The sequence below is a fragment of the Arenibacter palladensis genome, from assembly GCF_900129275.1.
Lineage (GTDB): Bacteria > Bacteroidota > Bacteroidia > Flavobacteriales > Flavobacteriaceae > Arenibacter > Arenibacter palladensis.
The window spans coordinates 12,240-28,679 of record NZ_FQUX01000007.1 but is presented as its reverse complement, the minus strand read 5'-3'; the positions used below and the strand labels follow the sequence as shown (position 1 = coordinate 28,679).

Below are 16,440 nucleotides of genomic sequence, written 5' to 3'. Positions count from 1 at the left end.
GAACCTGAATTATAATGTTCCATCACTCTAGTCGAAAGAAGCCCGATATCTAACCTTGAAGAAGGATGTGTTTTCCAACAGGCTTAACTGATTTGGAATCGCAACATATTTATTATTAAGAATTTTGAAGTTATTATTTTATAAAATAGGCAATAAGATGAAAACTAGATCCTTATTTATATTGACAACAATTATGGGTATCTCTAGCATAATCTTAAATGCCCAAAAATCCGAATTTACGCAACCCGTTGTAGGTGAAGAAAATAATTATGAAGAAAAAGAAGGCCTCGTAATTGTTGAAGCAGAATACTTTTACAAGCAAAGTAATTATGAAAAGAGACAATGGTACAGAACTTCAAAATTGGAATCCCCACAGCTGGGTCAAGATGTTGAGGAAAATCCTTTAAATAGTGCCAGCAATAATGCTTATATTGAAATATTGCCCGATACCAGGATCAACCATTCTGATAAACTGATACATGGGGAAAACTTCTCCAATGACCCAGGAAAAGCTGCCATAGTTCATTATAAAGTAAAAATAAATAATCCAGGGCGTTATTATATTTGGGCAAGGGCATTCAGTACGGGCAGCGAAGATAACAGCATACATGTCGGATTAAATAATGAGTGGCCTGTCCATGGGCAAAGAATGCAATGGTGCGAAGGCAAGAATAAATGGACTTGGGAAAGTAAGCAAAGAACAAAAGACGTGCATTGTGGGGTACCTAAAAAAATTTATTTGGACATCGAGAAAAGTGGTATACACGATATTCAGTTTAGTATGCGTGAGGACGGTTTTGTATTTGACAAATTTCTCATGACAAACGACATTGATTATATCCCAAAAGAACAAGGGACCGCAGTGTCAGCTTCGTTACCCGTGACAACTTACTTCCAGACCATTTCCTCCACCGTTTTAGAGAACAAGACACTACCTGTGGATGATTTTCCAATTGATGCAACCAGTTTTTATAAGGATGCTGACGGTAAATGGCTCGCCATAGAACCAGAAAAAAATAAAGAAGCCCAAACAACTACCACCTTTAATTTTAAAAGTGCCAATTATGACATTTTGTTGGTTGCCGTAGGTGAAAACGATGGGCGATCAAAGTTTACGGTACACATTAATGACAAAGAACTAGGGTCATATTCCCCTCCATTGGCCAAGAAAATATTTGAAGAGGGTAAAAATTATAATGCATTGTGGGAAAACGTTAGCCTAAAAAAAGGAGACAAAATTTCAGTAAAGTCGATAATTGGAAGTGAGGATGGTAAAGAGTGGGCTAGGGGCCGCTGGTCTGGAATAATTTTCGCTCCCGTGGGGAAAGGAAAAGAAGTACAGCAAACACCATTTGACCCATCTCCTGAAGAAACGGAAATAACAAAATTAACCATTAAACCTCCAATGGGACGTATTGCCATTGTCGCCGATGGCAACTCGCCAGACCCGGATGACCTTGGCGGAACCGCAGTTTCAATTGCTTTACTACGGGCTTCGGGACTGGAAAATAGACTGGTTCATTATTCACATAGTTGTGATCTGGTACGTGACAACAGGATTTCAGAAGCGGCTGAAAAAGAAAGACATGCATTGATGCAAGCTGCCTGCGATGTAACCGCTAGACGCTGGGGCGGTTTTGATGGACTAACTTTCTTGGATGCAAAATGGCAACAAGAGAAAACCGTTAAGGATCTGAGTGCAGCCATTAATGCTTCTTCCAAAGAAGACCCCTTATGGATTATTGAAGCTGGTGAGCCGGATATTATTGGAATGGCATTGGCAGCATCAAAAAAATCCAAACACAAATATGTAAAAGTGATCACACATCACCCGGCAAATGATGATGCCGGTGATTTTTATACATGGCAGCAAATCTTGGATTTTGGGGTCGAAGAAGTTCGCATTCCGGACCAAAACACTTACTTAAAAGTAGCACTACCGGAATGGGATTGGGCTAAAAACCACCTGGATCCTAGAATGCAATGGGTCTGGATACAAGGAAAAATTGCAGAGGTTGACGATGTTGTTACATTTCAAAAAGGCAAATGGGATTGTTCGGATGCCGGCATGGTATTGTATTGGATTACAGGGGCCACCAATGGCGGTCTTACTTTGGGCACCGTGAACGATATTAAAAAAATATTGTTGTACTTTATAGAAAATTCCGGAGATAATTGAACAAACATTACCTCATAACCTTAACATACTAGCAAGACCATGAAATTATACCTCACTTACCTCCTACTGATATTATCTCTATCGATTACCGCACAAAGTAAAATGAAAGTGCTTATCGTTGACGGGCAAAACAATCATCTTGTTTGGCCCAGATCTACCATTATGATGAAGCAATATCTAGAAGAAACAGGTCTTTTTGAGGTTGATATCCAACGTACCCAATACCTGTGGAAGGCTGAACGGGAAATGGATTATTTACCCCTTTCAAAAACTGGAAAAAATGAACTATTGGAACAACCCAAAACAGACCCGGAATTTAATCCTGATTTTGAAAAGTATGATGTGGTTATATCCAACTTCGGATGGAAGGCAGCTCCATGGCCCATAGAAACCCAAAAATCGTTCGAAGCCTTTATACAAAATGGAGGCGGATTTGTAAGTATCCATGCCGCCAACAACTCCTTTCCAGAATGGGAAGCCTATAATAAGATGATTGGCTTAGGAGGTTGGGGAGATAGGACCGAAAAAGACGGTCCTTATGTTTATTTTGACAACTTGGGCAATAAGGTGATCGACACAAGCGAGGGAGCGGCCGGTGCCCATGGGGACAGACACCATTTTCCAGTTACCGTTCAACACATAGATCACCCAATAACCAAGGGTATGCCCAAGGTGTGGATGACAGGCATTGATGAATGTTATGCCAAATTACGCGGTCCGGCCGAAAATATGACCGTATTGGCCACGGGTAAGGATTTAAGTGAAAATGCCCCTACGGACCGTCAAGAACCTGTGCTTATGACCATAGAATATGGCAAGGGACGTATATTTCACAACGCTTTGGGCCACGATACCGATTCTTTTGAAAATGTTGGGTTTATCGTTTCCTTTTTGAGGGGAACGGAATGGGCAGCATCGGGTAAGGTAACGCAAGTCATCCCAATCGATTTTCCAACAGCACAAGAACCTAGGCAACGAACATTTAAGCTTGCCAACCATTAAACGAGTATGCTGTGCAGAATTTAACAACAACTAAAAATATAGCTTTTTTAATCTCCAATACCAGTCCTAATCCTTTTGGACAAAATGATATCGAACTCCCCATAAAAAAATTGAACTATAATGAATGGATACCCTTTTTGGGCCGAACCCTATCGCAATGGGAAGTGTGGACCGGCGTACCTTAATTTTCGGTAAAAAACCTTCCGCAGAACTATAAACAAGATAAACTTGGTAAAAACAAAGCTCCATAGGACTTAGAGATTCAATGGGTATATTTAAAGTGGCCATAGCTGATGGGAATTGCTTTAAGCAGGACATTAATATTCATCCCATTTTGGAATTCCCAGAACAAATCAAAATATATTATTATATCGAAGGGGCTAACGTACCTAAATGAAGACTATTTGATTATTTAGAAAGTATAGGAGCCGAATACCCCAACTATTATAAACTTTATGATTCACAATTGTAAAAAGAATTTGATAAGAAAATGGTCGTAGAAAAACTATCAGGTATGGAAACATATAGTTTATATATATATCAGAAACAGAGTAAACCCCAACGAAAGCCTATATAGCCATTAATATGATTAAAATGTACTACAACAAAGCAAGACATATCAACCTAACAATCCTAAGCATAATTATAATAATATTACATAATTCATGTGTATCTGAAAAGAAAGAATTTTCAAAAAATTTAATCGAGGATTTTAAAAATCCACCGGAAGCATACAAACCCATGCCCTTTTGGCACATCAATGGTGAACTCACTACCCAAGGCATTCGAAAGCAAATGAAAGATGCCAAAGAACTGGCTGGTTTTAGTGGTATTAGTGTTTTACCCCTAGCACCAAAAAATAATGGAAAGCCAGGTACAACTCCCAAGTTTCTTTCTCCACAATATCTAGACCGTTTTCAGGATGTTTTGGATACTGCCGAAGAATTGGATATGAAGGTAGTATTGTACGACGACAATGATTTCCCTAGTGGAATGGCTGGAGGAAAAATAGGCGAGCTTTTTCCTCAACATACCATGAAACGTTTGGATAAGGTAGAAAAGATTGTAAAAGGACCTTCTAGTTTCAAGGATAACATACCAGAGGGCAAATTACTTTCTGCAGTAGCAATGAACCAAGAAACATTACAACGCTTGGAACTAAGTGATTATGTAGAAAATGGAACTCTTAAATGGCAAGTACCCAAAGGAACATGGAGAATCATGTTCTTCGTCATGGTCAAGGACAGTTATCATAAAGCATTTCCAGTAGTTGATTATATGGATACCACAGCGGTCAGGGAAATGATACGTATTACTTATGATGTATACAAAGAAAATTTTGAATCCTATTTTGGAAATACCATTAAAATGACCTTTTTTGATGATGTAGGTTTTTGGAAACACCCAAGAACCTGGACTGGTCTTTTCAATAAAAAATTTAAGGAACTAAACGGTTTCGACCCTAAACCTTGGTACCCCGCACTTTGGTACGATATTGGATCCGATACTGAAGCCGTACGCCATGCCTTCTTCAATACCCGTGCGGAATTATTGGCAGAAGGGTTTCCTAAATTGGTTGGGGAATGGACTCGGACAAACGGACTCAAGGATACGGGACACCCCCCAGGTAATTATGATCCAACCCCGATAGATATGAACGGTGACATCTTTAAATTCTTCCGTCATACCGCCATACCTTTAACAGACGCCATTATTGAATATCAATTTGGTCAAAACGGTCATAAGCTTATAAGTTCGGCTGCGGATTATTATGACAAGCCCGTTGTTTCTACAGAAATCTACGGGGCCTACAAAGAACAGTCATTTGACTCGTTAATGTTATATCGGTCTGCAATGGATCTTTTCTCCAGAGGTGTAAATTTTGTAGTTCCACACGGGATGTGGTATAACCCCAATGAGGTATATATTCCACCCTTGGTTTCCCCATACAGTAAAAAATTAGCTCCTGCACTACCCGCATATTCCAATTACATAGGTAGATCCTGCATGTTATTGCAAGGGGGGAAACGTGTTGCCAATATAGGTGTGTTATATCCCTTTGAAGAACTGTCAGGTTGGTACCGTTTTGAGGACCCAAAAAATCCAAGACAAGGTTTTTTTGTTTCCCCAGAAACCAACTATCAGGAAATCGGTGGTTTTTTGACCAACGATATTAGGCACGATTTTACATTTATCCATCCCGAGTATTTTTTGGATAATAAATATGAAATAAAGCAAGGTTCCATACTCTTGAACAATCGTGAAAATAATCAAAAGTACGATGCAATAATAATTACCGGTTGTAAAGTCATCTCATTAAAAACGTTACAAAAAATAAAGAAATATTACGATCAAGGCGGGGTGGTAATTTCAACGGGGCAGTTACCTTTTAAATCTTCCGAAATGGGACAAGATGAAAAAGTTAAGGAATTAATATTTGAAATATTCAATGTGAATCCAGAAGCCCCCTTACTTTCAAAAATAAAATTCAATAGCAATAATGTTAAGGGGGAGGCAATTCATATTCCCAATCCTAACGGAGATAATTTATCCAAAACCATAAAAAGGCATGTGGATTCCGATGTTGAATTTTCACCAAACCCAATATTAGCAACAAATATGGGTAAGTTTAACTATATTCATAAAATTAAGGATAGCAAGGATATTTATTTTTTTTCTAATTCTAGTGATGACATTATTGAAACTGAAGTTACCTTAAAAGGTAAGTTAGATTTACACCAAGCCAACCCGCATAACGGAAATATACAGCGCATTGAAAATATTTCATACCTTAAGATCAACAATCAAGAATATACTAAATGCAAATTAATCCTTAAGCCTGTAAGTTCCATATTTTGGATTGCCAATCAATATTAAAATGAAAAAAGAAATTCGAACAATTATTCTAACCCTGATTTATTCAACCCTATCAAGTTGCAAAGAAGAAGTAAAAATGTATTTACGTGAAGTGAATATAAAACCTTTTCTACTTTCCCTATTTTTAGCCGGAAACCTAATAGTGGGTTGCCAAACAGGGCCCAAGAATAAAGAAAAGGAAAATGCAATAGCAAGCTCGTTGCAATTGGGCGAGCGACCCAATATTTTGTGGTTGGTAACCGAAGACATGGGACCCTACATTCCGTCCTTTGGTGATTCCACTATTGTGACACCTAATTTAAGTCGCTTGGCCGCAGAAGGCGTGGTATATCCTAATTTGTATTCTACTTCAGGAGTTTGCGCTCCCAGTAGGGCTGCCATTATAATGGGGATGTATCCTTCCAGTATTGGAGCCAACCATATGCGTACCACGTCCTATACAGAAGTTACGGGGTTGCCCTCCTACGGCGCAGTGCCACCAACCCAGGCCCGTATGGTTAGTGAACTACTTCGTATTAACGGTTATTACTGCTCCAATAACTATAAGGAAGATTATCAATTTGAAGCCCCAAAAACGGCCTGGGACGAAAGTAGTCCCTATGCGCATTGGCGCAATCGTGATGAAAATCAACCTTTCTTTTCAGTGTTCAATTTTACGGAAACCCATGAGTCGGGACTGTTTGAGCCTTATGGTTTTAGAAATATAGAAACAAGGCATTATCATGAGGGGGATAGATCTTATAAATGGGGTGGAGACCGTATGGCAGAAGAAGAAACCACAATACATTTGCCAAAAGATACAGATTTTGATATTCCTCCATACCTTCCGGATTCTCCCAAAGTACGCAGGGATATGTGGAAGCTATACAATAATGTGGCTGAAATGGACAAGCAGGTCGGGGCCATATTAAAGCAGTTGGAAGAGGATGGGCTATTGGAAAATACCATCATCTTTTTCTACGGTGACCATGGCGGACCCCTGCCCAGGGAAAAGCGGTTGATCTATGATTCCGGTTTAAACACCCCAATGATTTTAAGGTTTCCCAAAAAACAACTTGCAGGAACCAAAGATACCCAACTGCTCAGTTTTGTAGATTTTGCCCCTACCCTTTTATCCATTATAGGAATTGAGCCTCCCTCCTATATGCAAGGACAGGCGTTTTTAGGGGAATATAAGGCTGAAAGCGAACGTAAATATATTCATGCCGCTGCAGATCGTTTTGACGGATTTACCGATGCCATCCGTGCCGTTCGCGATGACCAATTTAAGTATATTAGAAATTATAGGCCGGAACAAGGATATTATTTGCCAGTGGAATATAGGGAAAGGATTCCTACCATGCAGGAATTGTTGCGTTTGCGCGATGAAGGGAATTTGGATAGCATACAAGCACTTTGGTTTAGGGAACAGAAGGATCCGGAAGAATTGTATGATTGTCTAACCGATCCCCATGAATTACATAATTTGGCCCAAAACCCGGATTACAGTGAAAAAATCGAAGAATTACGAGCCGAAATGGATCGGTGGCTAAATGAAATTGGGGATGTGCCCAACCTTCCTGAAGCAGAATTGATAGCCAATCTTTGGAATGGTGCCAAAACCCAACCAATAACTTCAGCACCCAACATAACCTCATCCAACAATAAAACAACACTTGAATGTGCTACTGATGGAGCTTCTATAGGGTATAAAATAATAGATAAGGATGGCACTACCCCAAAAGTATGGTCGGTTTATCAAAAACCATTTGAGGTTCCTGCGGGAAGTGTGCTAATCGCTCAAGCTTATAGGATTGGATTTGTGCCCAGTGAAATAGTGGAAACAAAAATTGAGTAAAACATAGGACCATATGTAGTTCAGGCAATTCTATGTTCATCTGTAAAACCATATTTCAATAGCAGCGTGATTTTTTTAGGCCCTAACTTGGAAATTAAGTTAGGAACCCACATCTTTCAAATAAAGTATAACCCGTCATAGCAGTACAGAGCAGGATGCGCTTTTTTATTTTGTATGCTATATTGAAACGCTTTTCATACCAAACTTCTTTGTGGGTATGATAAACAATTAAAATATTGATTAAATTACCTCTTACTAGTGAATTTAACCTGTAACAGGTCCATACATATAACATTTAATTAAAGAGAATGTCAGTAGAATCGAACACAAATACTTTTGACGCCATTGTAGTAGGAACAGGAATAAGTGGCGGCTGGGCTGCAAAGGAGCTATGCGAGAACGGTCTTAAAACCTTGGTTTTGGAACGTGGAAGAATGGTAAAACACGTGCAGGATTATCCCACTATGAACCTTGATCCTTGGGATCTGCCCAATGCCGGGGAGACCCCTGCAAAAATAAAGGCAAAATACCCAAAACAGTCCCGTTGGGGCTTTGATGAGACTACCCGGCATTTCTTTAATGACGATTCGGAATATGATTATGCCGAAGCAAAACGTTTCGATTGGATTAGAGGTACACAGGTAGGTGGCCGGTCCCTGATATGGGGAAAACAAACCTATCGTTGGTCAGATTTGGATTTTGAAGCCAATGCTAAGGATGGCATTGGGGTTGATTGGCCCATACGTTACAAAGATATTGAGCCCTGGTATGCCCATGTGGAAAAACATATTGGTGTTAGTGGTGAAGCTTTAGGGCTACCTCATTTGCCCGATAGTGTATTCTTAAAGCCTATGGAGTTGAACTGTGTTGAAGAACATTTGAAAAAAGGTATTTCAGAAAATTATGATGATCGGGTTTTAACTATCGGGAGAGTGGCACATATTACCGAAGGCACAAAACCCGGGGCAGGAAGGATTAGCTGTCAGTACAGAAACCGATGCAAACGAGGCTGCCCTTATGGTGCCTACTTCAGTTCAAATTCTTCAACAATACCCATGGCCGAAGCCACTGGAAATATGACCATCAGGCCAGATTCCATTGTATCCGAGGTACTGTATGACAAGGATAAAAAGAGAGCTACTGGGGTTAGAATAATCGATGCCAACACTAAGGAAGTGATGGAATTTAGATCTAAAATTGTATTTCTCTGTGCCTCATCCATGGCCTCTACGGCCATATTGATGCAATCCAAATCAGAGGCTTTCCCGAACGGAATGGGCAATGCAAGTGGGGAATTGGGCCACAACATTATGGACCATCAACTGGGTGGGGGCGCCAATGGAAAAATTGACGGATACGATGATAAGTATTACAAAGGACGAAGACCTAACGGATTTTATATTCCTAGGTTTAGAAACGTAAATAATTCTTCCAAAAAATTAGATTTCATAAGGGGATATGGCTATCAAGGTAGTGCCGGCCGTAGTGATTTTAGTACGTTCATCCCGGAGTATGCCTATGGAAAGGAATTTAAGGAGGCCGTGTTTCAACCAGGAGAATGGCGAATTAATCTAGGGGGCTTCGGAGAAGTATTGCCGTACCACGAGAACCATATGTATCTCGATTATGACAAACTGGATAAGTTTGGCCTGCCCACTATTGTATTTGATGCAGAGTTTAAGGAAAATGAGAAGCGTATGAAAAAAGACTGGATAGAACAAGCGCAGGAAATGCTGGAAAATGCCGGTTTTAAAGAGGTAAGGGCCAACCATAGGGAATCCTATATGGGCGGAGGAATACACGAGATGGGAACTGCTAGGATGGGCAGAGACCCTAAGACTTCGGTCTTAAATAAATATAATCAACTTCATGAAGTACCCAATGTATATGTAACTGATGGTGCTTGTATGACCTCTGCAGGCTGCCAAAACCCTTCCTTGACCTATATGGCCTTAACGGCAAGAGCGGCAAATCATGCGGTTACAGAGCTGAAAAAAATGAATTTATAATCTTAAAGATTAAGTTTTTTTAAGCGCTTATTGCCATTTCAACTTTGGACAATGCCTAAATTGAAAAACCCCGACCAATTGTCGGGGTTTTTGTTTCATCATATGCTACTTGTGCTAAAGTTTTAACTTTCCTGAAGGATAGCTAAATTGGTAGGTACCCGAGCCCAATTCCAATTGTACACCTTCATCTGTTTGCCTCAATGTTTTTAACAAATCTGATTTCAGCTTGCTGTTATTGAGCAGAATGCTATCCGGGGTGGCTTCTGGTAAAGTAACACTGGCCGTGGTATTGGCCGGAATCACAACTTCATAATGAAATTTTCCATCCTTAATTTCCCAAGCAGATTTTATTTTTCCGAAAAGGGACAAAAATTCAGCATCTGCAGAAGTCAAACCTCCACCTGGGTGCGGGTCAAAAATGATATGCTTGTATCCCGGGTTCTTTGGGTCAATTCTTAATCCGCCCACATGGGTATATAGCCATTCCCCAATAGCGCCGTACGAATAGTGATTAAAGCTGTTCATGCCTTCTATAATGGTGCCATCGGGTTTCTGCGTATCCCAACGCTCCCAAATGGTAGTGGCTCCCATCGTAATAGGATAAAGCCAAGAAGGGAATTCCTTTCTATTTAACAACATAAAGGCCAAATCGTCGCGACCTATTTTAGAGAGTGTAGTACAGAGTAAGGGGGTACCTAAAAATCCAGTGGTCAAGTGGCCGAATTTCTCTATATCCGCTGCAAAATATGCCGCCGATTTTTCAATTAAACCATCAGGAATCAAATCGAAGGAAATGGCCATGGCATAAGCCGTTTGCGTATGGGATACCAAGCGACCGTTGGGGGTAATATACTCTTGTATAAAGGCTTTCTTTATATTTACGGCCTGTTCCTTATACTTGCCTACATCTTCTGTTTTCCCAATAATGGCGGCTATTTTAGCTAAAAGTGTTGTGGAATAATAGGCATAGGCGGTCGCGATCAAATCTTTCTCGGTAACCGAACCATTGTAATCGGGCTTATCCGCGTTATAGGCCAACCAATCGCCCCAGTGCCAGTGCTTGGGGTCGTTCCAAAGATAATCTTCACCTGATTTTACGGCCATATAATCTACCCAGGCTTTCATACTTTCATATTGTTCTTCCAAAATTCTTTTGTCGCCATAGGATTGGTATACGGTCCATGGAATAATTACGGCAGCATCGGCCCATCCGGTGGCCCCACCTTGGGCACTTACGCCTTCACCCCCAGTAAGTATATCCGGAACTACATTGGTCACCGACCCGTTCTCGTGTTGGTCCAGGGCTAAATCTTTTAGCCACTTGGTATAAAAGGTGGCCACATCAAAATTATAGGCAGCGGTCATACTAAATACCTGGGCATCCCCTGTCCAACCCGCCCGTTCATCGCGTTGAGGACAATCGGTAGGGATATCCAAAAAATTATCTTTTTGCCCCCATTGAATATTGCTTTGTAGTTGATTGATCATAGGGTCTGAGGTCGTAAAGCTTCCAGTAGGAGCAATATCGGAATGAATGACTATCCCCGTAATATCATCCAGACTTAAGGTGCCCGGGTAATCTATTACCTGAATATATCGGAATCCGTGGGATGTAAAATGGGGTTCAAATATTTCCTCTCCATCACCTTTCAAGGTGTAAATGTCGGTCGCCTCGGCTGCACGGAGGTTCTTGGTATAAAAGTTACCATCTTTATCCAGTACTTCGGCAAATTTTAGGGTAACACGGTCACCTTTGTTACCTCTTACCCGCATTCGTGCCCATCCAACAATATTCTGACCTAGATCCAATACAATTTCCCCTTTAGGGGTAGTAATCAACTTTTTGGGTTTAATTTCCTCAATGGCCTTTACAGGAGGACCTTGGGGAGCCACCAATATTTCCTTGGAATGGTCAAGGATTTGAACCTTTGTCCACTTGTTGTCATCAAATCCACTTTGGGTCCAACCGTCCATTTCAAGTCGGGCATCATATTTCTCCCCGTTGTACATATCGGATTCCAAAATGGGGCCATAGGAAGCCTTCCAATCCCCGTTGCTCACAATGGTCTCATTGGTACCATCGGTATAATTGATGTTAAGCTGTACCAATAAGGCAAGTTGATTACCATAAAAGGCATAGTCGCCTTTCCAACCAATGTTACCGCGGTACCAACCATCTCCCACAATGGCCCCTAAAGCGTTATTGCCTTGTAACATTTCAGTTACGTCATAGGTTTGATACTGAAGCCTTTTATTATAAGTGGTATATCCTGGAGTAAAAAGATCGTTGCCCACTTTTTCCCCGTTCAAATATAATTCGTAGACACCTAAGGAAGTAACCTGGACTTTGGCAGATTTAATTGCTTTTTTGGTTTTGAACTCAGTTCTAAAATACTGGGAAGGATGCGATTTCTTTTCAGTGGTAATATCGTCCATGGCAATATATGATGCGGTCCATAATGACCTATCCAAAATACCCATTTCCCAAAACGCTGGGCTACTCCAAGAGGTAGCACGGTTTTTATTGTCCCAGATCCTTACCTGCCAATATACGCGTTGCATGGAGGTAAGCGCAGGTCCGCCATAAACCACATTCACAGATTGGTCGCTTTCAACTTTTTGCGAAGACCAGATAAGATTTTTTCCGCTTTCCAGATCTTTCCTAGAATTGGCCACCCTAATTTCATAGGCGGTCTGCATTACATTTTGTTCGCCCGAATTTAATTGCCAACCCAACCTTGGTTTAAGCACATCAATCCCTATGGGGTTTATTTTATATTCAGTGACCAGGTTTATTACTTCTGCCTTCTTCATCGAAAAAGAAGTGATTATACATAGAAGAAGTATAAGCGTAACTCGTTGAATTGTTGTTCTCAAGATAGTAATTGTTTAATAGTTGATATCATTGTAAAAGTACCTATAGACCAAGGCAAGTGCATCCTGCTCTATCCTGTCCTTTTACCACTTTAGAACAGAATTAATGGGCCGAAAGATCCCATACACAACTGGGTTTGGGAATATTTATTGAGGCGCTCCAATAACCTTTATCGGGCTGTCGTCCGATCCGCTAGTCCTAGCTTTATTCTCTACAAAATAGGGTTGAAAGGTATAGGATGAATTTGGATCCCATTGCACGTTGGTTTTGGGCAAGTACCTTTTTAGCCGCTCTATTGCCTTTCGATATTCGGGATTTTCAGCTTGATTGGCGAATTCGTTCTTATCGTATCTATGATCATAAAACTCTTCTCCCCCATCTTCATATTGGATGTAACGGAACTTATTGGATTTTACGGTATGATTGTTCATTCCAAATGTCGTTATGGCCACATAAGTTTCGTCCATTTCTTTATCCTGCATTAAAGGCACTAAACTTATACCTTCATTTCTTTCATAGGCAGGTAACCCACATAATTCCAAAAGGGTTGGGTAAATGGAAAGCATTTCTACCGGTGTGTCTATTATCTTACCCTTTGGCAATTGGGGTGCAGCGAAAAATAGCGGTGCATTGGTAGCGGAATTCCACAGGGCATGCTTGGCAAAGGTGCCCTTCTCCCCTAATCGATATCCATGATCGGACCATAGGACAATAACCGTATTATCTGCATAACTACTATTATCCAAGGCATCTATCAATCTACCTATTTCATAATCCACATAACTAATGCAGGCCAAATAGGCCTGGATAATTTTAGGCCATTCCCCACTTTCAATGGCCCATTCCGTAGAGGGCATCATGGGCAGATCATTGATCTGTAGCGCAATTGGCGGAACATCGTTAAGATCATCCTTCCTATATGGCCTTGTTTTTATGCTATCCAGCGGATGCATATCGAACCATTTTTGAGGAACATACAAGGGTACATGTACCCGTAAAAAACCGATTCCCATAAAAAAAGGTTTGTTATACTTTCTAATCAGGCGTTCGGCTACCCAGTCCACCGATTTATGATCGGGCATTAAAGAATCGGCTTCGGGAAAAGCTCCCCAATCCGTACTCGTTCTTCCATATTTTTCCCTGTCAGCTGTACCGTAACCGTCCCAAACCAAGCGCTCCTTAGGATATGGTCCAAAACCCTTTACCCTGCCACCGGATTCTTCCAAAACACCTTCGGGAGCATGATCATGAAACAATTTTCCAATACCCATGGTATGGTATCCATTATTCCCGAAGTATTCGGGCAGCATAATTATGTCCTTGGTCGCCGGGTTTTCGGAGCGAATCTTGTTGTCATTTATCATACCATAAATCCCTGTGGTAGACGGACGTAGTCCTGTCATTAAGGAGGCTCTTGAAGGACCGCACAAAGGAGCCTGACAATGGGCGTCGGAAAACATTACGCCCCTTGCAGCCAATTTATCCAGATTGGGGGTCTTAGTATTGGAATACCTATCCAAAACCCCTAACATGTTGTTGAGATCATCGACCGCAATAAAAAGTACATTAGGGTATTCTTTTTTTTGGGTTTCACCTATTTTACCTCCTTCCATGCAGGCGTTCAAAAGAAGTAAACCCAGCAAAAAAATTATATAAACTCCATTTTTCATTTATCGATCGGATATGTTTATGTCGGTCGCTTAAGAAACTTCAATGCTTATTTCTACTTCCTTTGTGGTTTCTTCAAAAAAGGCCATGATAGGAATGGCCTCTGCGCCAGGCACCATATTGAATGTTCTTTCCCTTGGAATTCCTTTTATGGTCAAAGGAACATTGGCCTTGATGCTCACCAGCCCTTCGGATTTTTGAACAGTAATTTCGTTCGGGTTAGGCTGAAGAACCTTCTCCCCTGTAGGCGATATTATGGGAAGTACGAATGCCGTTTTTTCTTTTATGGGTTGGGCAGTTTTTGCAGTAATCCGCATTACATCCTTTGAACAAGTATAGGTCAGTTCAAAATCTGATGCAGTTTCAGTGACCGCTTCATTTTCTGTGCTCTTGAGTTGTGCTTTTGCATTTAACCGTATTTTCCCCTCGATATCTCCGGAGGTCATGGTTGCCGCCCTATCAAATATATTGCTGTACCACACATCGTCCTTAAATGTTTCCACACGGGGGGTAAAGGCAAAATCTTCCCCGGGGTTCGGTTGCTGATTATAGGGTTCCACCAATTTATAAATGGCCATACTTGCCGCGCACAACAGTCCTACCCTGTTATGGTATAATACCGACAAGGCCCCACCGGTTGCCTGTCTATAATGTCCATCTTTATAAATGGCATCATAGGCAGTGACCGTTCCACGCCAATCGCCACGGGCGAAAAGATTGGTATCCAATTCGGCAAAATACTTTATTCCATCGGCTGTGGTTCTGGGCAAGGGTGCCGTAGTATTTATTTCGGGCAGGTGATCCCAATGGTCGAGCATAACGGCCAAATTTTTGGAGTGGGAAAACGTATGGTGCACACAGGGTTTTATACCATGGGATAGATAATGGATACCGCCGTGCAACAGGCCGTCGGCCGTACAACGACGCAACAGTTCCGTGCTTCTTACCGCAGCCGTACCCAATGCCGGATTTTTGTGCGCCATCATTCCGAAGGCAGGCTGACATCCGTCCGTGGTGCGACTTCCCCAATAAGACCATTTAAATTGACGGGTACCCCAACTATTGTCCCAGCCACCATCAGGCAACATAAACTCCAAATGGCTATTCAGGGATTTGGTGATCAGGTTCAATAGTTCTTCATCATTTACATGTAAGGCATACATCACCAGACTATTCAGGGACTCTTCCACATTATACCCCAGATCAACTGCCGGCAATCCTTTGGCACTTCTTTTATCACTAGGTTTCCCTTCTCCGAACAATAGACGGTTTGGTTCTGTAAAATAAGCCCTTACCTCCTCGGCCAACTCCTTGCTACGCTTTATATAGCTGTCATTATTAAGTACCCTTCCTATTAGGTTAAGCCCGTAAACGGCAGTGGCCGGATAGTTTATATTGGTGAACGATATGGTAAACTTCTCATAAATAAATTCGGCCGCTTGGCCCAAACGATCTTTCCAACGTTCATGTCTAACATCATCCAATAGATCGCTGTAATAATGCAGGGCTTCGGCAAGGGCTATGGCTCCAAAAATAGTGGTGCCGTTCCACGATTTGGGGTCCAGGCCATTGGACCAACTTCCATCCGGAAGGCTAACGTTCCTCTCCCATTCAAAAGCAGCTATTCCTGCCTCCAGATACTTCTTTTCACCCGTAGCCTTAGCCATATGTAAGAAAGGGTAAACGGCATCCATACTCCGTGCATGAACCACATCACAGGCAGGACATTTCAACATTCCGTGTACCTTGGTATCACTGGGATCCAAAACCTGAACACGGATCATTCCATCGCACCAGTCCTTTAGCAGGTCGAAGGTCAGCTTCTTAAATTCAATAGAATGTGTAGGCTCCGTTTTACGGCTACATGAATTTAGCAATGAGGCCATGGGGAGCGTTAAACCTATTCCGCCTATTGTTGAGAGTTGTATAAATGCCTTGCGTTCCATCTGCCCTATTTAATTATTTAACTCCATATATGTTCTATGGGATGGTT

At 41.4% G+C, this 16,440-nt stretch carries 8 protein-coding genes; 5 read left to right on the top strand and 3 right to left on the bottom strand.

The features are described from left to right. Window positions 1–157 precede the first annotated feature (157 nt). From BUA60_RS23205 to BUA60_RS17005, 5 genes are all read left to right on the top strand, one after another. Window positions 158–2,179, top strand: coding sequence for a hypothetical protein (locus tag BUA60_RS23205; RefSeq protein WP_218587940.1), 2,022 nt, complete (start codon window positions 158–160; stop codon window positions 2,177–2,179). 39 nt (window positions 2,180–2,218) lie between these two features. Next, on the top strand, window positions 2,219–3,181 hold the full coding sequence (locus BUA60_RS17020) for a ThuA domain-containing protein (RefSeq protein WP_072863789.1): 963 nt from the start codon (window positions 2,219–2,221) through the stop codon (window positions 3,179–3,181). 594 nt (window positions 3,182–3,775) lie between these two features. Beyond that, complete coding sequence (locus BUA60_RS17015; RefSeq protein ID WP_072864078.1) at window positions 3,776–6,058, top strand: glycosyl hydrolase; 2,283 nt, start codon at window positions 3,776–3,778, stop codon at window positions 6,056–6,058. Between the two features lies 1 nt (window position 6,059). Beyond that, a complete protein-coding gene (locus BUA60_RS17010; RefSeq protein WP_245802572.1) occupies window positions 6,060–7,895 on the top strand; it encodes a sulfatase-like hydrolase/transferase in 1,836 nt (611 codons plus the stop codon). 308 nt (window positions 7,896–8,203) lie between these two features. Continuing rightward, the gene (locus tag BUA60_RS17005; RefSeq protein ID WP_072863787.1) at window positions 8,204–9,904 is read left to right on the top strand and encodes a GMC oxidoreductase; all 1,701 of its coding nucleotides are present in this window, start codon (window positions 8,204–8,206) and stop codon (window positions 9,902–9,904) included. Between the two features lie 114 nt (window positions 9,905–10,018). Here BUA60_RS17005 and BUA60_RS17000 read toward each other — a convergent pair whose 3' ends face one another. The 3 genes from BUA60_RS17000 to BUA60_RS16990 all read right to left on the bottom strand — a co-directional run bounded on the left by BUA60_RS17000 (window position 10,019) and on the right by BUA60_RS16990 (window position 16,393). Next, a complete protein-coding gene (locus tag BUA60_RS17000; protein ID WP_072863785.1) occupies window positions 10,019–12,718 on the bottom strand; it encodes a glycoside hydrolase family 78 protein in 2,700 nt (899 codons plus the stop codon). 207 nt (window positions 12,719–12,925) lie between these two features. Next, the gene (locus tag BUA60_RS16995; RefSeq protein ID WP_072863783.1) at window positions 12,926–14,449 is read right to left on the bottom strand and encodes a sulfatase; all 1,524 of its coding nucleotides are present in this window, start codon (window positions 14,447–14,449) and stop codon (window positions 12,926–12,928) included. Between the two features lie 30 nt (window positions 14,450–14,479). Beyond that, window positions 14,480–16,393, bottom strand: coding sequence for an ulvan lysase-like protein (locus BUA60_RS16990; protein ID WP_072863781.1), 1,914 nt, complete (start codon window positions 16,391–16,393; stop codon window positions 14,480–14,482). Window positions 16,394–16,440 lie beyond the last annotated feature (47 nt).